General features: G+C 73.9%; 13 protein-coding genes and 1 riboswitch. Of the genes, 5 read left to right on the forward strand and 8 right to left on the reverse strand.

The window, feature by feature from the left end:
• Window positions 1-3 precede the first annotated feature (3 nt).
• The 4 genes from ACFY0I_RS33565 to cobN form a co-directional block, all read right to left on the reverse strand.
• Window positions 4-906, reverse strand: a complete 903-nt coding sequence (locus tag ACFY0I_RS33565) for a thiopeptide-type bacteriocin biosynthesis protein (RefSeq protein WP_388902849.1) — start codon at window positions 904-906, stop codon at window positions 4-6.
• The gene (locus ACFY0I_RS33570; protein ID WP_388902851.1) at window positions 899-3508 is read right to left on the reverse strand and encodes a lantibiotic dehydratase; all 2610 of its coding nucleotides are present in this window, start codon (window positions 3506-3508) and stop codon (window positions 899-901) included. The genes ACFY0I_RS33565 and ACFY0I_RS33570 overlap by 8 nt, the downstream gene beginning before the upstream one ends.
• Window positions 3509-3704: 196 nt before the next feature.
• Window positions 3705-3884: a thiomuracin/GE37468 family thiazolyl RiPP peptide gene (locus ACFY0I_RS33575; protein ID WP_388902854.1), complete on the reverse strand. Its 180-nt coding sequence runs from the start codon at window positions 3882-3884 to the stop codon at window positions 3705-3707.
• Window positions 3885-4257: 373 nt separating this feature from the next.
• Window positions 4258-7875 carry a cobaltochelatase subunit CobN gene (gene cobN / locus ACFY0I_RS33580; protein WP_388902856.1) on the reverse strand — a complete coding sequence of 1206 codons (3618 nt, stop codon included), beginning with the start codon at window positions 7873-7875 and terminating at the stop codon, window positions 4258-4260.
• A gap of 53 nt (window positions 7876-7928) precedes the next feature.
• A riboswitch (cobalamin riboswitch) is annotated at window positions 7929-8007 on the reverse strand.
• 359 nt (window positions 8008-8366) lie between these two features.
• Between cobN and cobG the strand changes: the two genes are divergently transcribed.
• The 3 genes from cobG (at window position 8367) to ACFY0I_RS33595 (ending at window position 11904) form a co-directional block, all read left to right on the forward strand.
• Entirely contained in the window at window positions 8367-9698 is a 1332-nt protein-coding gene (gene cobG, locus ACFY0I_RS33585; protein WP_388902857.1) for a precorrin-3B synthase, read from the forward strand.
• A gap of 62 nt (window positions 9699-9760) precedes the next feature.
• A complete protein-coding gene (locus ACFY0I_RS33590) occupies window positions 9761-10408 on the forward strand; it encodes a precorrin-8X methylmutase (protein ID WP_362878441.1) in 648 nt (215 codons plus the stop codon).
• Window positions 10405-11904: a precorrin-2 C(20)-methyltransferase gene (locus ACFY0I_RS33595; RefSeq protein WP_388902860.1), complete on the forward strand. Its 1500-nt coding sequence runs from the start codon at window positions 10405-10407 to the stop codon at window positions 11902-11904. Before ACFY0I_RS33590 ends, ACFY0I_RS33595 begins: the two co-directional genes overlap by 4 nt.
• A gap of 73 nt (window positions 11905-11977) precedes the next feature.
• Here ACFY0I_RS33595 and ACFY0I_RS33600 read toward each other — a convergent pair whose 3' ends face one another.
• From ACFY0I_RS33600 to ACFY0I_RS33615, 4 genes are read right to left on the reverse strand one after another with little or no spacing between them, the layout of a single operon-like run.
• Window positions 11978-12823: a cobalt-precorrin-6A reductase gene (locus ACFY0I_RS33600; RefSeq protein WP_388902863.1), complete on the reverse strand. Its 846-nt coding sequence runs from the start codon at window positions 12821-12823 to the stop codon at window positions 11978-11980.
• A complete protein-coding gene (gene cobM / locus ACFY0I_RS33605; protein ID WP_388902865.1) occupies window positions 12813-13562 on the reverse strand; it encodes a precorrin-4 C(11)-methyltransferase in 750 nt (249 codons plus the stop codon). Before cobM ends, ACFY0I_RS33600 begins: the two co-directional genes overlap by 11 nt.
• Complete coding sequence (cbiE, locus tag ACFY0I_RS33610) at window positions 13559-14887, reverse strand: precorrin-6y C5,15-methyltransferase (decarboxylating) subunit CbiE (protein WP_388902868.1); 1329 nt, start codon at window positions 14885-14887, stop codon at window positions 13559-13561. The genes cobM and cbiE overlap by 4 nt, the downstream gene beginning before the upstream one ends.
• Window positions 14884-16101: an MFS transporter gene (locus ACFY0I_RS33615; protein ID WP_388902871.1), complete on the reverse strand. Its 1218-nt coding sequence runs from the start codon at window positions 16099-16101 to the stop codon at window positions 14884-14886. Before ACFY0I_RS33615 ends, cbiE begins: the two co-directional genes overlap by 4 nt.
• 247 nt (window positions 16102-16348) lie before the next feature.
• Here ACFY0I_RS33615 and ACFY0I_RS33620 point away from each other — a divergent pair, with 247 nt between their 5' ends.
• Window positions 16349-17317 carry a transcriptional regulator gene (locus tag ACFY0I_RS33620; RefSeq protein WP_388902872.1) on the forward strand — a complete coding sequence of 323 codons (969 nt, stop codon included), beginning with the start codon at window positions 16349-16351 and terminating at the stop codon, window positions 17315-17317.
• A 147-nt stretch (window positions 17318-17464) separates the two neighbouring features.
• A complete protein-coding gene (locus ACFY0I_RS33625) occupies window positions 17465-18868 on the forward strand; it encodes an FAD-dependent oxidoreductase (RefSeq protein WP_388902875.1) in 1404 nt (467 codons plus the stop codon).
• Window positions 18869-18880 lie beyond the last annotated feature (12 nt).

An 18880-nucleotide genomic window follows, 5' to 3' on the forward strand; every position in this document is an offset into this window, starting at 1 on the left:
CACTCACTCTCCTTCCGGTCCGGGCGTTTCCGCCGTCGCGGTCATGGCGCGCGCCGCGAGATGTCTGACGTAGCCTTCCTGGTCCAACTGCACCCCGAGTCGGTTGCACAGCAGGTGGGCGCAGGCGTCGAGCACCCGCGCACGATCGGGCGCCGATCCGGCCAGCCGCCGTACCGAATGTGCCCAACGGGCCAGGTTTCCCGCTTCGGGAAGGTCCCCCACGCGCAGGGCCAGCTGCCGCATCGATCGCAGGAGGCTGATGAGCGTGGCGCGTCGGCGGTCGAAGTGCCCCTCGAACTCGGGCCGGATCCATTCGGCCCAATTCCCGGGCCCTTCTGCTTCCACCCGGGTCGGGTCGCTCTCGACGGCGGTGAACCAGGCGATCAGGAGCATGCAGTAGGCGGCGGTCTGCCGTTCCTCCGGCCCCGCGCCGGCTTCGAGCAGCGACAGGGCGATCCCGCTGGATTCGGCGAAGTGGCGTTCCACGGCGGCCATGTGCTCACCCGTTCCGTACCGTCGGTACTCGCGGCGGTAGGGGATGAACCGGACCGAATCATTGGGGTACAGGCGCGTCGCGTGGGCCGTCATGCCCTCCCGGGCCGCGAGTACGCCGGCCTGCCGTGTGTACTGCTCCTGGTCCAGGTAGGGCACCGACGGGTGATCACGGAACCATGCGTCGCAGGCCGTGGATATGGCCGTACGCACCGGGCCGCGGTTCTCGACGGCGGGTACGGAGACCCGCAGTCGTACGTGCGGGCCGCCTTCCCAGTAGCGCAGGAAGAAGTCCGCGTCGCTCAGTCCCGTGTCCCGCAGACGGGCCGTGAGGGGGCCGAGCACGCCCAGGATCAATTGGTCGGTGTCACCCTGGTGGAAGATGTGGGCACTGACCCAGGGGCTTTCATCCACCCTTCGTCTCCTGACCGTGCCGCCGCGTGAGTTCGACCACGAACTCGGTCACCCGCGCGGATCCGTCGTCCCCCCGCGGTGCGCTCTCGGGAGCGGGGAGCGGCTCTTCGAAGACCATCATTCCGCGGCACCCTTCGACGAGGCGGGTGAGCGTCCGGACGTGCAGGGGGGAAGCGAGGTCCACATAGACGGGTTTGTGTCCGCCCTGGAGCACCCAGCGCGCCACGTCGCTCTCCTCCTCGGACGGCGCCGGAAGGGCCCGTACGAAACTCCTGTCCGGTAGCCCCGCCCGCCGTGTCCAATCGGCCAGCCGCAGCAGCCGGCCGCCCGGAGTGTCCCCCTTCACGCGGACGGGAACCCGGTCCGGCGCCACGAGCCAGCGGGCGCGCCGGATGGTGACCCTGCCCACTTCCACGCGGGGTTGGAAGGTCACCCCACCCGCATCGGGTGCGGACGTCTCCGGGTCGGTGCCGGTGTGGGGGAGGGAGAGGAAGGAGACGCCGGGTTCGAGGACGGCGTGCGCCGCGAAGCCACTGATCAGCAGCCTGGCCAGGGGAGGAACGAATGGCTCGCCGATCAGTCCCAGATGGAGCGGGTGCACCTGTTTCCCCAGGCGTCGCGCATGCAGGCGCAGCAGCCCGTCGACCGGGTCGGCGATGGCCACCAGGTCTCCCATGTCGATCTGTCGGTCACGGGGTCGTCCGCTGACCGCGCTCGGATAGGCGATCTCGTAGGGGACGCTCGGCCGGCGCACGTTCAGCCCGCTGCCGAAGGCCGCGTCGAACTCTGCCGGCACCGCTTCACCGGGCGGGACCTCCGGGCGCTCCGCCAGCACCGTGGGCACCCCCGCCTGGTCGGCGATCGCCGCGAGCCGCGCCGTGGCCCGCCCGTGACCGGGGCTCGCCACGTTCATCACCAGGCGCGGTTCGGCGCCATCGGCGAGCAGTTGTACGTAACAGGTCATGGAGGACGGCTCCTGGACCCACGGGGGGAGTCCGGCGACGAACTCCCGGAGGGAGTCCGGGTCGATCCTGACCGCCGTCCCGGTTCCGGCGGGGCCGGTGACCATGGTGGTCGCCTCGTCGACGAGGCGACCCAGTTCCCGGATGCGCGGCAGTCCGCAGGCGGCCAGCGTGGCGCGCAGGGAAGGCCACCGCGGTCTGAGGAAGGCCTGGAGGTCCACGTCCGGCAGATGGGCGGGCTCGGCCAACTCCTCCTGTACGGCGCGGTGCAGGTCCAGGACCGGCACCGCGGTCCCCGGCCCGAAGCGCCGGTGGCACAGTTCCGACAGCACGATGCGCAGGGGCAGCGCGGGATCGAACAGTCCCAGCCATTGCCTGACGGCATCGAGGTCGTCCAGGGCGGGCCGCCAGGCCTCGGTGGACAATTCGGCCACCGGCGCGGGATATACGGCGTTCTCATGGAACAGACCCTTGTCCTGGATCGCATCGGCCTGCCACCAGGGCCGGAGCTCCTGCCCCAGCGCGTCGAGTGCCGCACGCAGATGTGCCCGGTGGCGCCGGGAGCCTCCCGTCACGGTGGGGTCGAGCACGATGCGCAGCGCGTCCCGCACGGAGCGCAGGCCGGTCACAAGGTCGGCCGAACCGGCCGGGTCCTCGACCTCGATCCACGAGGCCAGCTCACCGAATGGATCCGGAGACTGGTCGGGAACCGGCGGGTGCAGTTCGAGGAGCCCGGATTCCAGCAGCCGTGACACGAACGGGCGGACCGTCTCGGGCGGACGCCCCGAGGCGATTTCCAGTTTCTCCCAGAGGGTTCCGAGCGAGCAGCGGTTGCTTTCGCGCACGATGCGTAGGCATTCCGCGACCGTGGCGGTCGACGGCAGGGAATGGATCGGTTCGCCGGAACCGTGGACGAAACTGATCGCACCTGAATCCGGCGTAGCGCTGGGATTGACCCGGACGAGATGTGCGGGAAGAAGGCGGGAGTTCTTCGTCAGGAATTGCTTCACGTTCCGCAGAGCCATGGGGCTGAGATCGACGACGCTGCGCACTTTCCCGCCGTCGAGGAACCGAAGGGCCGCGCCCTCGGGCACCCACGCGCCGAACCCGCTGATCGTGAACGTGCTGTACGGGCTGGTCCGGGTCGCTGCCCTCGTCAGATACTCGCCGAGCCGGGCGATCGTCTGGGGCCGCATCTTCACACCGGAGTCGGCCAACCACTTTTCCAGTTCCTCCGCCAGGGTGGGACTGGCGAGTGACAGCGCGTGCCGATAGTTGTCGTCGCGCAGGGAACTTCGGAGGCCCTGCTCCAGCGCACGCTGCTCGGCGGGCAGGATGTCGTCGAGTTGTGAGGTCAGGTGTCGGCGGATGGTGAGGGCGTCGGTGAACCGGACGACCTTCTCGCGAAGCTCCGGGGGGAGTGACGCGATGACCGGGCCGGCCCAGGCCTGCTTCGGAACGCGTTCCTTGAACAAGTCTCTGCGCAGGGACACCAGTCGGGGTCGGAGCATCGTGTCCTCGTGATCGACCCCGCCGATCACGGTGTGCAGCAGATCGGAGATCTCGCCCCGCTCGACCGTGATCGAGGCACTGCGGTCGAGGATTCGTTGCACCAGATCCCAGGACTGTGAGCCGCGCATGGTTGCCAGTGCCGACACCGGTACGCCCGCCGTGCGGAGGATGGGTGTCGGGTTCAGCTGACGGATCGAGTCGGCTCCCGAAGGCTCCGTCACAGGAAATTCCTATCGTCCCCGTTGGTCGGCAATCTCTCTTCGAGAACTGCCGCAGAATGCGGCGCTGCCGCCGAAAAGAACTTCGGCGGCAGCGTCGACTGAATCAGACCGAACAACCGCTGCACACCCCGGAAACCGAGGAACCGCAGGGGCTGGAGGCCCCTGTCTCGGTCATTCCGTGCCCGGCCGTCAGGGACTCGATGCTGAGGCCGCTGTCGGTCAGTTCGAAGACGTCCATGGGAAGGTCGTCGAAGTCGAATTCCATGGAGTTGGGCTTGTTCATGGTGCATCCATCCCTGTGGTTGGAGTTGCAGAACGTACCTTTCGCCATCATTCTTTTACGGAATTCGAGCGTCCCTCCAGGCGCGAAAGCTACGGGAAAGATCTTTCGATTTGCGTGAGGGTTGGTAGATATGTACGGACTGGGCTGAAATAAGCCGGCGGCAGGCTTGAAATGTGGTGGCGCGATCCGGTGGGTGGTGCGAAGGGGGCTCGGCTCGCGGGGCCGAGCGGTGTCGAAACCCTCGCCCCCGGTCGCTCTCGACCAGACCGCGAAGGTGTGGCCGAACCGGCCCCCACCGCCCGCGGGGTGGCGGGATGACGGATGCCCCCGCCCCCAAGGAGGGGGCGGGGGCATCCGTCGTCGCGGGCGGGCGTTACTCCGCCTCGCCCTCCAGGTTGCCCTCGGTGTCCAGGTAGACCTGGCGCAGGGATTCCAGGATCTGCGGGTCAGGCTTCTCCCACATGCCGCGGGACTCCGCCTCCAGCAGGCGTTCGGCGATGCCGTGCAGGGCCCACGGGTTGGCCTCCTCCAGGAAGGCGCGGTTCGTCGGGTCCAGGACGTAGGTCTCCGTCAGCTTGTCGTACATCCAGTCGGCGACCACGCCGGTGGTGGCGTCGTAGCCGAAGAGGTAGTCGACCGTCGCCGCCAGCTCGAAGGCGCCCTTGTAGCCGTGGCGGCGCATCGCCTCGATCCACTTGGGGTTGACGACGCGGGCACGGAAGACGCGGGAGGTCTCCTCCACCAGGGTGCGGGTCTTGACCGTCTCAGGGCGGGTGGAGTCGCCGATGTACGCCTCCGGGGCCGTGCCGCGCAGCGCGCGGACCGTGGCCACCATGCCGCCGTGGTACTGGAAGTAGTCGTCGGAGTCCGCGATGTCGTGCTCGCGGGTGTCCGTGTTCTTCGCCGCGACCGTGATCCGCTTGTACGCGGTCTCCATCTCGTCCCGCGCGGGACGCCCTTCGAGGCCGCGGCCGTACGCGTACCCGCCCCACACCGTGTAGACCTCCGCGAGGTCGGCGTCCGTGCGCCAGTCGCGGGAGTCGATCAACTGGAGGATGCCGGCGCCGTAAGTACCCGGGCGGGAGCCGAAGATGCGGGTCGTCGCGCGGCGCTCGTCACCGTGCTCGGCCAGGTCGGCCTGGGCGTGGGCGCGTACGAAGTTCGACTCGGCGGGCTCGTCCAGCGAGGCCGCCAGCCGTACAGCGTCGTCCAGGAGTCCGATGACGTGCGGGAACGCGTCGCGGAAGAAGCCCGAGATGCGCAGCGTCACGTCGATGCGGGGGCGGCCCAGCTCGGCGAGCGGGATCGCCTCGATGCCGGTGACGCGGCGCGAGGCCTCGTCCCACACCGGCCGCACGCCCAGCAGCGACAGGGCCTCGGCGATGTCGTCGCCGGCCGTGCGCATCGCGCTGGTGCCCCACAGGGACAGACCGACCGAGGCCGGCCACTCGCCGTTGTCGGTGCGGTAGCGCGTCAGCAACGACTCCGCGAGCGCCTGACCCGTCTCCCACGCGAGGCGGGACGGGACCGCCTTCGGGTCCACCGAGTAGAAGTTGCGGCCCGTCGGCAGGACGTTGACCAGACCGCGCAGCGGCGAGCCCGACGGGCCGGCCGGCACGAAGGAGCCGTCCAGGGCCGACACGACGTGGGCGATCTCGTCGGTCGTACCCGCCAGGCGCGGCACGACCTCGCGCGCGGCGAAGTCCAGTACGGCCGCCACGTCCGCGGAGTGGCCCGCCGCGACGCCGGCGACGGCGTCCGCGGACCAACCCGCGTCCTCCATCGCCTGCACCAGCGTGCGGGCCTGCTCCTCGACGGCGTCGGCCGAGGTGCGCGTCGCCGCGGACTCGTCCAGACCCAGCGCCTCGCGCAGACCCGGCAGGGCCGTCGTACCGCCCCAGATCTGGCGGGCGCGCAGGATCGCCAGGACCAGGTTCACCCGGGCCGTACCGGTCGGCGCCCCGCCCAGCACGTGCAGACCGTCACGGATCTGCGCGTCCTTGACCTCGCACAGCCAGCCGTCGACGTGCAGCAGGAAGTCGTCGAAGCCGTCGTCGTCCGGCCGCTCCTCCAGACCCAGGTCGTGGTCCAGTTTCGCGGCCTGGATCAGGGTCCAGATCTGCGCCCGGATGGCCGGCAGCTTCGACGGGTCCATCGCCGAGATCTGCGCGTACTCGTCGAGGTGCTGCTCCAGCCGGGCGATGTCGCCGTACGACTCCGCGCGCGCCATCGGCGGCACCAGGTGGTCGACCAGGGTGGCGTGCACGCGGCGCTTGGCCTGCGTGCCCTCGCCCGGGTCGTTGACCAGGAACGGGTAGATCAGCGGCAGGTCACCGAGCGCGGCGTCGGGCGCGCAGGACGCGGACAGGCCCGCGTTCTTGCCCGGCAGCCACTCCAGGTTCCCGTGCTTGCCCAGGTGGATCATCGCGTCGGCGCCGAAGCCGCCGTCCTGCTCGCGGGCCTGGATCCAGCGGTACGCGGCCAGGTAGTGGTGCGACGGCGGCAGGTCCGGGTCGTGGTAGATCGCGATCGGGTTCTCACCGAACCCGCGCGGCGGCTGGATCAGGATCAACAGGTTCCCGCGGCGCAGCGCCGCGAGGACGATGTCGCCCTCCGGGTTCGCCGAGTGGTCGACGAACATGTTGCCGGGGGCCTCGCCCCAGTGCTGCTCCACGCTCTCGCGCAGCTCGGCCGGCAGCTCCGCGAACCAGCGCCGGTAGTCGGCGGCGGGGATGCGGACCGGGTTGCGGGCCAGCTGCTCCTCGGTCAGCCAGTCCTGGTCGTGGCCACCCGCCTCGATCAGCGCGCGGATCAGCTCGTCGCCATCGCCGGAGACCAGCCCCGGGATGCCGTCGGCCGGACCGAAGTCGTAGCCGCCGGCGATCAGGGTGCGCAGCAGCTCCACGGCACTGGCCGGGGTGTCCAGGCCGACCGCGTTGCCGATGCGGGAGTGCTTGGTGGGGTACGCGGAGAGGACCAGGGCGATCTTCTTGTCGCGGCGGTCGATGTGCCGCAGCCGGGCGTGACGCACGGCGATCCCGGCGACGCGGGCGGCGCGCTCCGGGTCGGCGACGTAGGCGGGCAGGCCGTCCTCGTCGATCTCCTTGAAGGAGAACGGGACGGTGATCAGCCGGCCGTCGAACTCGGGGACGGCGACCTGCGTCGCGGCGTCCAGCGGGGACAGCCCCTCGTCGTTCTCCTCCCACGTGCCGCGCGACCCGGTCAGGCACAGCGCCTGCAGGATCGGCACGCCGAGCGAGGCGAGGGCGCCCGCGTCCCAGGACTCGTCGTCGCCGCCGGCGGAGGCGGTCGCGGGGCGGGTGCCGCCGGCCGCGAGGACCGTCGTGACGACGGCGTCCGCCGACTGGAGGGCGGCGATCAGCTCCGGCTCGGGGGTGCGCAGGGAGGACACGTACAGCGGCAGCACCTGCGCGTCGTGGGCCTCGACGGCCTCGCACAGGGCGTGCACGAAGGCGGTGTTGCCGCTCATCTGGTGCGCGCGGTAGTACAGCACGGCGACGACCGGACCGGTCGTGCGGCCCGGGGTGCGCTCCAGGGGGCCCCAGGTCGCGGAGGCGGCGGGCGGCTCGAAGCCGTGACCCGTCAGCAGGACGGTGTCCGACAGGAAGCGGGCGAGCTGGTCCAGGTTGGCCGGGCCGCCGTGCGCGAGGTAGCCGTGCGCCTCGGCGGCGATGCCGATGGGGACGGTGGACGCCTCCATCAGCTGCGCGTCCGGGGCCTGTTCGCCGGTGAGCACGACCACCGGGCGGGTCTGGTCGGGCGCCAGGAGCAGGTCGAGGCCCTCCTGCCAGGCGCGCAGGCCGCCGAGGAGGCGTACGACGACCAGGTCGACGCCGTCGAGGAGCCCGGGGAGGTCGTCCAGGGGGAGCCGGGAGGGGTTCGCGAACCGGTAGGGGACCGGGGCGTCCGCCGCGTTCGCCGCGCGGGCGCTCAGCAGATCGGTGTCGGACGTCGACAGCAACAGGATCATGCGGCGGCAGGCCTTCCTCGGGGTTTCCGCGCCCCGGGCAGTGAGGACAGCGGGAGTTCCTGACTCACCCCGCCGATCGCTCCGCGGGGTTCACAGTGGCGGGACCGCGCCGGATTCGCACCGGGCTTCCTCCCATGTCGCCGTCCTCGGCGATGACGGGCCGAACGGTCCGTCGGAAGGTCATCCTAGGCGGCCGGGTCCCTGGCCGGGAGCGGGGGTGACGTGTTGCTCCGCGGGGGGTTCGGGGGTGGGGGCGTGCGGGGCCGGGGCGTGCCGGTGCGGTTGGGTTGGCGGGGCGCCGCCCCGGGCCCCGCGCCTCAAACGCCGGCGGGGCTGGAATCGGCGGGGTGGGTGGGTGCACCCGGGGCGCCCGGGTCTGCCGAGTGTGCCGGGGCCGGGTTCGGTGGGTGGGTGGGTTGTGGCTGGTCCGGGGGGTGGGGGTGGTGACGGACACAGGTCGGGGGTGGGGAATCGTGGGTATGCTCGCGGCCATGCCCCAGCCCCCTTCCGTCGCATCGCGGGACGAACCCGTCATACGGGACCGCGGTGACGCCTGCCCCGGCGCGCTGCGCCTGCACGCGGCGGACGACGGGCTGCTGGCGCGCGTCCGGATCCCCGGCGGCCTGCTCACGGTCGAGCAGGCCTCCGTGCTCGGGCTCGCCGCCGATCGGTTCGGGGACGGGCACCTGGAGCTCACCTCGCGCGGGAACATCCAGCTCAGGGGCCTGACGCAGGCCTGCGGTGCGGGACTCGCCGAGCTGCTGACGGCAGCCGGCCTGCTGCCCGTGCCCACCCACGAACGCGTGCGCAACATCGTGGCCACCCCGGTGTCCGGGGTCTTCGACGACGGGCGGCCCGACGTCACGCCGTGGGTCGGGGAACTGGACCGGCTGCTGTGCGCGAGCGCCCGCGCGGCCGCCCTGTCCGGGCGGTTCCTGTTCGCCCTCGACGACGGGCGTGGGGACGTCGCCGCGCTCGACCCCGACGTGACCGCCCTCGCCCTGCCCGCGGGCCGGGCGCTGATCCGTCTCGGCGCCGGGGACGGGGCCCTCGAAGTCGCCGCCGCCGACGCGCCCCGGGCGGCGCTGCTGGCTGCCGAGTACTTCCTCGACGCGGCCGACTCCACCGGTACCCGGGCCTGGCGCGTGGCCGAGCTGCCCGCTCGACAAGGGCTGGACGAAAGGGAGTTGGGGCGGCGCCTGGTCGCCGCCGGGATCGACGCCGTCCCCGTGGCCGAGGTGCGGTGGCCGTACGCGCCGCCGCCGCGCCCCTGGGGCAGCGGCGCGGGCGGGTCGACCGCCTTGTGCGTACTGCCGCCCCTGGGCCGCTTCGACACCGCCCAGTGGGAGGTGCTCGTACAGGTCGCCTCCCACGGGGACGGCGGCCTGCGGATCACCCCCTGGCGGACCGTCGTCCTGCCGCCGGCGAGCGCCGGTGAGCCCGTCGATCGGGAGCCCGTCGAGCGGGCCGCCCTGATCGAGGCGGCCGGTCTGGTCATCGGCGCCGATGATCCCTGGCAGTCCGTCACCGCCTGTACGGGGCGGCCCGGTTGCGCCAAATCCCTGGCCGACGTACGGGCCGACGCGCGCGCGGTCGTGACCGGGTCGGCCGGAGCGCTGCCCGTGCACTGGTCCGGCTGCGAGCGTCGGTGCGGGCATCCGCGCGGCGCCGCCTGGGTGGATCTCGTCGCCACCGGGGACGCCTACGCGCTCTCCGTCCACGGACGGGACCCCGTACCGGTCGGTCGTGACGCTCTGGCGGCCGCACTCAAGGCCGCGCGCGACAGCAGTCATGGCGACGGCGACCGTGGCAAACGGCAGTAACAGCAATAACAGCAGCGTCATTCGTACGTCCATCTCACCGCCGCAGTGAAGACAGTGAAGAAATGAGCGAGTACACCGTGTTCGAGTACGAGAAGGACGGCGCGGCCATCTACCGCCAGTCCTTTGCCACGATCCGCGCCGAGGCGGACCTCTCCGGGCTGCCCGCCTCGGTCGCCCAGGTCGCGGTGCGCATGATTCACGCCTGCGGCATGACCGACCTCCCCCAGGACCTCGGCTGGACCCCCGAGGTCGTCCTGCGGGCCCGCGCCGCCCTGGAGGCCGGCGCGCCGATCCTCTGCGACGTCCAGATGGTCGCCAGCGGGGTCACCCGCAAGCGGCTGCCCGCCGACAACGAGGTGATCTGCACCCTCTCCGACCCGGCCGTACCGGAACTCGCCGCCAGGATGGGCACGACGCGCAGCGCCGCCGCCCTCGAAGTCTGGCGTGACCGGGGCCTGTTGGAGGGGTCCGTGATCGCCGTCGGCAACGCGCCGACCGCCCTGTTCCGGCTGCTGGAGATGATCGAGGAGGGCGCTCCGCGCCCGGCCGCCGTCATCGGCGTGCCCGTCGGCTTCATCGGCGCCGCCGAGTCCAAGGACGCCCTCGCCGCGCACCCCTCGGGCCTCGACCACCTGATCGTGCGGGGCCGACGCGGTGGCAGCGCCATCGCGGCCGCCGCCGTCAACGCCATCGCGAGCGTGGCCGAATGAGCACCGCACCGGCCAAGGGGCGCCTCTACGGCGTCGGGCTCGGCCCCGGCGACCCGTCCCTGATGACCCTGCGCGCCGTCGAGGTGATCGCCCGGGCCGACGTGGTGGCCTACCACAGCGCCCGCCACGGCCGTTCCATCGCCCGCTCGATCGCCGCGAAGCACCTGCGCGACGACCACGTCGAGGAACCGCTGGTCTACCCGGTCACCACCGAGACCACCGACCACCCCGGCGGCTACCAGGGCGCGATGGAGGAGTTCTACGAGGCCTCCGCCGCCCGCCTCGCCGCCCATCTGGACGCCGGCCGCACCGTCGCGGTGCTCGCGGAGGGCGACCCGTTCTTCTACGGGTCCTACATGCACATGCACAAGCGCCTCGCCGACCGGTACGAGGCCGAGGTGATCCCCGGCGTCACCTCGGTGAGCGCCGCCGCCGCCCGCCTCGGCACCCCCCTCGTCGAGGGCGAGGAAGTACTGACCATCCTGCCCGGCACCCTGTCGGAGGAGGAGCTGACGGCCCGGCTCGCCGCCACCGACTCGGCCGTCGTGATGAAGCTCGGCCGGACCTTCCCCGCGGTCCGGCGGGCCATGGAGAACAGCGGCCGGCTCGCCGAGGCCCGCTACGTGGAGCGCGCGACCATGGAGGGCGAACGCACCGGCCTCCTGGCGGACACGGACCCGGAGTCGGTGCCGTACTTCGCCGTCGCCGTCGTGCCCAGCCGGATCGGCAACCCGGGCAGCGTGCCGTCGGGCCCCGGCGAGGTCGCCGTCGTCGGCACCGGCCCGGCCGGTCCGCTGTGGCTCACCGCCGAGACCCGGCGGGCGCTGGCCGACGCCGAGGTGCTCGTCGGGTACACGACCTACCTCGACCGGATTCCCGCCAAGCCGGGCCAGGTCCGGCACGGCTCCGACAACAAGGTGGAGTCCGAGCGCGCCGAGTTCGCCCTCGACCTCGCCCGGCGCGGCCGGCGGGTGGCCGTCGTCTCCGGTGGTGACCCGGGGGTCTTCGCCATGGCCACCGCCGTCCTGGAGGTGGCCGCGCAACCCGAGTACGCGGACGTCCCCGTACGGGTGCTGCCGGGGGTGACCGCCGCCAACGCGGCGGCCGCCGCGGCCGGAGCCCCCCTCGGGCACGACTACGCGACCATCTCGCTGTCCGACCGGCTCAAGCCGTGGGAGGTCATCGCGGAGCGGCTGCGCGCCGCGGCCGCCGCCGACCTGGTGCTCGCCCTGTACAACCCGGGCTCCCGCAGCCGCACGTGGCAGGTGGCGCAGGCCCGGGAGCTGCTCCTGGAACTGCGGCCGCCGCAGACCCCGGTGGTCGTCGCGCGGGACGTGGGCGGCCCGGAGCAGTCGGTGCGGATCGTCACGCTGGCCGAACTGGAGCCCGCCGAGGTCGACATGCGCACCATCCTGCTGATCGGTTCCTCGCAGACCCGGGTCACCGAACGGGCCGACGGATCGAGGGTCACCTGGACGCCGCGCCGCTACCCCTGAGCCGGCCCGGAGGTTGACGGGCCGCACGGGGCGTCAGCGCCGGGTGCGGTGGAGCGGGGCGGGGCGGCGGGCGTCAGGCCGACCCGGCCCGCCCCCCGCCGGTCTCCAGCCACCGCAGGGCGGCCTCGACCGAACCCGCTTCGGCGACCCCCGACGGGACCGGGGGGCGGCGTACGACGAGGACCGGGATTCCGGCCTCGCGGGCGGCCGTCAGCTTCGGGGCGGTCGCCGATCCACCGCTGTCCTTCGTCACCAGCACCTCGATGCGGTGCCGGGCCAGCAGCTCCCGCTCCTCGTCGAGACCGAACGGGCCCCGCGCCAGGAGCACTTCGAGCCGCGGCGGCGCCGCTCCGGCCGGCGGATCCACCGAACGCACCAGGAACCAGGTCTCGGTGAGCTCCGCGAACACGTGCAGGCCCGTACGGCCGGTGGTCAGGAAGGCGCGCCCGCCCAGCGACGGCAGGGCGGCGGCGGCCCCGGCGAGGGAGTCCGTGAAGGTCCAGTCGTCGCCGGGCCCCGGAGTCCAACCCGGGCGACGCAACGCGAGCAGCGGTAGGCCCGAACTCCGCGCCGCGGCGGCCGCGTTGAAGCTCATCCGCTCCGCGAACGGGTGGGTGGCGTCGATCAGGTGCGTCACGCCGTGGGCGGCGATCCACTCGGCCAGCCCGACGGGCCCGCCGAAGCCACCGATCCGGACCTCGCCCGGCGGCAGCACGGGCGCGGCGACCCGGCCCGCCAGCGAGGTCGTCACCCGGTACGGGGCCCGCCGCGCCAGCGCCTCCGCGAGGCGGCGGGCCTCCGTCGTACCGCCCAGCAACAGCACGTGCCCGAGCGGCGCCGGGGCCGGGCCCTGAGCGGGCGCCGGTTCCGCCGCGGCAGATCGCGGTTCGCCGGCAGTGGAGGCCGGTTCAGCAGGCATGCCGGTCGCGCTCGGCGGAGTACAGGTGGCTGTCGCGGAACTGCTCGGCGCCCAGCGTGCGGCCCACCAGGATCACCGCTGTGCGCACCAGGCCCGCCTCCTTGACCTGGCCGGCGATGTCGGCGAGGGTGCCGCGCAGCACCAACTCGTCGGGGCGGCTGGCCATGGCGACCACCGCCGCCGGGCAGTCCGCCCCGTAGTGCGGCAGCAGTTCCTCGACGACGCGGTCCGCGTACCGGGTGGCCAGGTGCAGCACCAGCAGTGCGCCGCTGCGGCCGAGCGTGGCCAGGTCCTCGCCGGGGGGCATCGGCGTGGCCTGCTGGGCGATCCGGGTCAGGATCACCGTCTGGCCGACGGTGGGCACCGTCAGCTCCCGCTTCAGCGCCGCCGCCGCGGCGGCGAAGGCGGGTACGCCGGGCACGACCTCGTAGGGGATGCCCGCCGCGTCCAGGCGCCGCATCTGCTCGGCGACCGCGCTGAACACGGACGGGTCGCCCGAGTGCAGCCGGGCCACGTCCTGGCCGGCGGCGTGGGCCCGTACGAATTCGGCGACGATCTCGTCCAGGTTCAGCTGTGAGGTGTCCACCAGCCGGGCGTCCGCCGGGCATTCGGCGAGCAGCTCGCGCGGTACGAGACTGCCCGCGTAAAGGCACACGGGCGAGGCGGCCAGCCGCCGGGCACCGCGCACGGTGATCAGGTCGGCGGCTCCGGGGCCCGCTCCGATGAAGTACACGGTCATGTCCGGTCCACCTCTGCCTCGTTCGTGCGGATCGCGTGGGGCGCGTGGGGTGCGTCGTTCGCCGGGTCGGCCGGGTCCGCCGCCTTCGTGGCGGGCTTCGTCACCGACCACTGGGTGACCGCCATCGCCTGGCGCCAGCCGGTGAAGCCGCCGACCGGCACGGCGTGCGCGACGGCCAGTTTCACCAGGTCACCGCCGTGCCGGCGGTAGCGGTCGGTGAGGACCGCCTCCGATTCCAGGGTGACCGTGTTGACGACGAGCCGGCCGCCGGGGGCCAGCGCGTCCCAGGCCGCGTCGAGCAGGCCCGGGGCGGTCAGCCCGCCGCCGATGAACACCGCGTCGGGCGCGGGCAGCCGGTCCAGGGCCCCGGGCGCCGCGCCGGTGACCACGCGCAGCCCCGGGACGCCGAGGGCGTTCGCGTTGCGGGTGATGCGGGCGGCCCGCTCCGGTACGCGCTCCACCGCGACCGCCCGGCAGGACGGGTGCGTACGCATCCACTCGATCCCGATCGAACCGGAGCCGCCGCCGATGTCCCACAGCAGCTCGCCGGGGGCCGGCGCCAGCGCGCACAGGGTCGCGGCGCGCACGTGCCGCTTGGTGAGCTGCCCGTCGTGCTCGTAGGCCGCGTCCGGCAGGCCGGGGGTCGCGCCCAGTCGCGGGGCCGGGTGCGCGGGGTCGCGCCGGCAGTCCACGGCGACCACGTTGAGGGCGTCACCGGGCGGGTGCTCCCACTGCTCGGCGGTCCCCTCGCGGAGGTCCTCCCGTTCGGAACCGAGCTGCTCCAGGACCCGCATCCGGCTCGGACCGAAGCCCCGCTCCCGCAGCAGCGCGGCGATCTCGCCCGGGGAGGCGGCGCCCGCGCTCAGTACGAGCACCCGTCGGCCCTCGAAGAGGGCGGCCGTGAGCCGGGCCACGGGACGGCCGACCACGGTGACGACCTCGGTGTCCTCCACGGGCCAGCCCAGGCGGGCGCAGGCGTACGACACGGAGGACGGGTGGGGGTGGACCAGCAGCCGCTCCGGGCCCAGTTCCTCACTGAGCGCGCGGCCGATCCCGTAGAACATGGGGTCCCCGCTGGCCAGTACGGCGATGCGGCGGCCCGCGTGCTCGGCGGTCAGCTTCGGCACGGCCGGTCGCAGCGGGCTCGGCCAGGCGACGCGCAGACCGGGGCAGGCGTCGGCGGGCAGCAGGTCCAGTTGGCGCGGTCCGCCGATCAGCACCTCGGCCGAGGACAGCGCGGACCGCGCGGCGGCGGTGAGCCCGGCCCAGCCGTCGGCGCCGAGGCCGACGACCGTCACCGGGGAGGGGGGTGCGGGGGAGCTCACTGCGCGGTACCTCGGGCAACGGGAGAAGGAGCGTGCGGGGGACGGACCCGCAGCTTACTGGGGTGGAGCCCGGGCTCCAGTGCCAGGGTGACCGCCACCGAGGCGCCGGCCAGGGCGGTGATCGCGACGGCCGGCGAGGTGTACTGGGCGACGGCTCCGGCGAGCGCCGCGCACACGCCCTGCATCGTCAGCATGCCGGCCGAGTGCAGCCCGAGCGCCTGGCCCTGGGTGCCTTCGGGGAGCAGCGGGACGAGGCGCTCCTGCATGAGCAGCCCGGCCGAGTACCCGACGGAGGCGACGGTGACGGCGACCGCGGCGACGACGGGGCCGGGCTCCAGCAGGAACACCGGGTAGGGCGCGGCGAGCAGCAGCCGGAGCGGAGCCGCGAGCCGGATCCGTAGGCGGGCGGGCAGCCACCGGCCGGCGACGGTGTCCCCGGCGAGCATGCCGGCGGCGGCGCAGCCGAACAGCAGCCCGGCGTGCGCGGGGTCGTAGGGGACGAACAGGGACTCGCAGCCGACGATGAGCCCGTTCGGTACCCACAGGGCCAGGTAGAGGTGACGGCGTGCCGGGTCGGAGAGGAGCAGGACGTTGATCCGCCAGGTCTCGGCGGCGGAGGGACGTCCGCCCGCCCGGGCGGGGCGGCGGCTCAGCCCGAGGCGGACGGTGAGCGCCGCGGCCAGCCCCAGCCCGGCGGCCACCAGCAGGGCCCCGCGCGGGGAGAGCGCGGCGAGCAGCAGCCCGCCGAGGGCGAACCCGGCGATCTGCGTCACGCCGGCGCAGACGGCGAGCAGGGACCGGCCGGCGAGGTAATCGCCGGCGGGCAGGATCTCGGTCAGCAGGCCGTACCGGACGCCGCCCGCGAGGGAGTCGGCGAGGCCCTGGCCCAGGAGCACGGCGAACACCGCCCACCAGGGCAGTCCGGGGACGGCGAGCACGGCGGTACCGGCGGCGGCGAGCGCGGCCAGGGAGCCGAGGGCGGCCCGCGGGGGCAACCGGTCGGCGGCGGACAGCAGCAGGGTCGCGCCGAGCACCTGGGCGAGGGAAGGGCCGAACATGGCGAGGGCGGCGAGGAGCGGGCTGCGGGTGCGGTCGTACACGAGCACGCCGAGGGCGAGCCCGCCGACGGTGGCCGCGCCGACGCGGAGCGCGGCGGCGGCGAAGAAGGGCACGAACTCGGGGACACGGGCGAGCGAGCGGTAGGAGCGGGACATGCGGGGAGTCTCGGGGCGGGTGGGCGGACCACCCCAGTGTTTCGCGTGGGGGCGAAAGGTGGGGGCGAAACATGGGAGCGGAACGTGGGGGCGAACGATGGGGCGGGGTTCGAGGGCGGCCCGGGGCGGGGACCCGTCGTAGGCGCCGCGTGGCCGGCGCCGGTCGGGCGTGTGAGGTGGGCGGCCCGGCGCGGGGGAGACTGGCGCGAGGCAGTGGTGGGTGGGCGGGGAGCGGGAGGCGGGGCGCATGGGATGGTGGCGGATCGACGCGGACGCGCTGGCGCGGAGCCGGTTCGTGGTGTCCGCGCTCGCGGAGACCACGGCGGCGCTGATGGCGCTGCACCGGCGGACCGCGACGCACCCCGCCGAGCGGGCCTGGCTGGAGGACCGGTTCCCGCACTACCGGGCCCATCTGGCCGCCGAACCCCTGACGGGGGAGCTGGTACGGGCCGCCTTCGGCCGGCTGTGGATCGCGGGGTACCTCACGCCGCCGCCCGACGGGCGCACGTTCGAGGAGGAGCTGGCCTCCGTACGCGCGACCCCGGACGCGGTGGTGCGTACGGATCTGCGCGCCGCGTCCGGGCTCCCCGACGCGCTCGCCCGCGCCCGGGGGCTGGGCCCGAGGACGGCGGAGCTGCTGGAGTGGGTGTGGGCGGAGGCCGTGCGCCCGGACTGGGAGCGCCGCCGCCGGATCGCGGAGGCCGACGTCCTGGTCCGTACCCGGCACCTGGGTCGGGGCGGCCTGGCGGAGGCCCTGTCCGGGATGCGGCCGGACATGGCCTGGCTGGGCGAGGGGCGGCTGCGGATCAACCTCCAGCAGCGGCGACCGCGCGAACTGTCGGGGGAGGCCGGCCTGGTCTTCGTCCCCGTGACACCGGGACACGGCTGGGTGAGCTGGACCGGGACGCGTCGGCACGCGCTGGTCTACCCGTGCGCGGGCCAGCTCACCCAGGGCGCCGCACGGCCGGCCCCGCAGGCGTTGGTCGGGTTGCTGGGACCGGTACGGGCGAAGGTGCTGGTCCTGCTGGAGAGCCCGAAGTCCACGACGCAGCTGGTGGCGCTGACCGGGTACAGCCTGGGGGCGGTCGCCGGCCAGCTGAAGGTCCTCCTGGCGGCGGGCCTGGTCCTGCGTCGGCGTACGGGGCGCACGGTCCTGTACACCCGGGTCGCGGCGGGCGACGTCCTGGTCGCGGCGGCAACCCCCGGACCGACCTGATCCCCGGGCCGGGGTCGGCCCCCGGAGGCGCGTCCGACGGTGGGGCGGGCGGGCGGTGGTGAGCGCCCCCTGGCGCCCCCCGGACGCCTCCGGGCGCCCCGGGCCGGGGTCTGACCGCCGCGCGCGGCGCGCCCGACAATCGGGGGTATGGACGACACTCCGGACAACCACCCAGAAGCCCGGGACGACCACGCCGTGGTCCTCGGGGCCGGTCTCGCCGGGCTGTTGGCGGCGCGGGTGCTCGCCGAGCGGTTCGCCCGCGTGACCGTGGTCGAGCGGGACGAACTGCCGCGCGAGGGGCCCGCGTTCCGACCCGGCGTACCGCAGTCCCGGCACGCGCACGTGCTGTGGTCGCGGGGCGTGGACGTGATGGAGCGACTGCTGCCGGGGCTCACCGCCGCCCTGCGGGAGGGCGGCTGCGCCCTGCTGGAATCGCCGCGCGACTTCCTGTGGCTGAGCCCGGCCGACTGGTTCCGTTCCGTACCCGGCGCCCCCGTCCTGGTCGGCAGCCGCGAGCTGATCGACTGGTGCGTGCGACGGGCCGTGCTGCGCGACCCGCGGATCCGGATCCTCGACGGCCGCCCGGCGAGCGGGCTCCTCGCCGGGGAGGACGGCCGCTCGGTGTCCGGGGTGACGCTGCGCGACGGCGAACCGCTGGCCGCCCGCCTCGTCGTCGACGCCACCGGCCGCACCTCCAAGGCCCCGGCCTGGCTGGCGGCCGTCGGCCACCCCTGCCCGGCCGTCACGCGCTACGACTCGCACCTCGGCTACTCGAGCCGCCTCTACGCGGTCCCGCCGCGTCCGGAGCGGCGCTGGCACGGGATGTACGTCCAGGGCCGTCCGGACAGTCCGCGCGGCGGCGTACTCGTGCCGCAGGGCGGGGACCGCTGGCTGGTGACCCTCATAGGCAACGGCGAACACGCCCCCTCCACCAAGGCCGAGGAGTTCCTCGACTTCGCGGCGAGCCTGCGCAGCCCCGCCCTGCACGACGCGATCCGGGGCGCGACCCCGCTGTCCGACCCCACCGGTTTCCGCGGCACCGCCAACGAGCGCCGGCACTACGAGCGCATGGACCGCCGGCCCGACGGATTCCTGGTGCTCGGCGACGCGGCCTGCCGGTTCAACCCGGTCTACGGGCACGGGATGACGGTCGCCGCGCTCGCGGCGCAGGCCCTGCAAGGAGCCATCGCCGGGCTCACCCCCGCGCAGATCGCGGGCGCCACCCACCGGATCCAGCGCGCCACCGCGGAAACGGCGTCGGTCGCCTGGCGGATCGCCACCAGCGAGGACCTGCGCTACCCGCAGACGCAGGGGCCGCCGCCCGACCGGACGACGAGGGTCCTCCAGCGCTACATGTCCCGGGTCATGGTCGGCGCCAACGCCGATCCGGCGCTCTCGTCCCGGTTCTTCGGGGTGCTGTCGCTGTCCACCCCGCCCAACGCGCTGCTCGGCCCCTCGACGATGGTCCGGGTCCTGTCGAAGTGGCGCCTGCCGACGACCCCGGCGACCCCCGCCTACCCGCCCCACCATCCGCCGCCACCGGCGACCTGAGGGCCGTCGGCC

The sequence above is a fragment of the Streptomyces sp. NPDC001568 genome (genome assembly GCF_042893755.1).
In the GTDB taxonomy this organism is placed as follows: Bacteria; Actinomycetota; Actinomycetes; order Streptomycetales; family Streptomycetaceae; genus Streptomyces.

Coding starts and splice junctions, on each gene's coding strand:
- ACFY0I_RS33570 (WP_388902851.1), bottom strand. CDS start 3,508: ATGCGCGGCTCACAGTCCTGGGATCTGGTGCAACGAATCCTCGACCGC.
- ACFY0I_RS33575 (WP_388902854.1), bottom strand. CDS start 3,884: ATGAACAAGCCCAACTCCATGGAATTCGACTTCGACGACCTTCCCATG.
- cobN (WP_388902856.1), bottom strand. CDS start 7,875: ATGATCCTGTTGCTGTCGACGTCCGACACCGATCTGCTGAGCGCCCGC.
- cobG (WP_388902857.1), top strand. CDS start 8,367: ATGCCCCAGCCCCCTTCCGTCGCATCGCGGGACGAACCCGTCATACGG.
- ACFY0I_RS33590 (WP_362878441.1), top strand. CDS start 9,761: ATGAGCGAGTACACCGTGTTCGAGTACGAGAAGGACGGCGCGGCCATC.
- ACFY0I_RS33595 (WP_388902860.1), top strand. CDS start 10,405: ATGAGCACCGCACCGGCCAAGGGGCGCCTCTACGGCGTCGGGCTCGGC.
- ACFY0I_RS33600 (WP_388902863.1), bottom strand. CDS start 12,823: ATGCCTGCTGAACCGGCCTCCACTGCCGGCGAACCGCGATCTGCCGCG.
- cobM (WP_388902865.1), bottom strand. CDS start 13,562: ATGACCGTGTACTTCATCGGAGCGGGCCCCGGAGCCGCCGACCTGATC.
- ACFY0I_RS33615 (WP_388902871.1), bottom strand. CDS start 16,101: ATGTCCCGCTCCTACCGCTCGCTCGCCCGTGTCCCCGAGTTCGTGCCC.
- ACFY0I_RS33620 (WP_388902872.1), top strand. CDS start 16,349: ATGGGATGGTGGCGGATCGACGCGGACGCGCTGGCGCGGAGCCGGTTC.
- ACFY0I_RS33625 (WP_388902875.1), top strand. CDS start 17,465: ATGGACGACACTCCGGACAACCACCCAGAAGCCCGGGACGACCACGCC.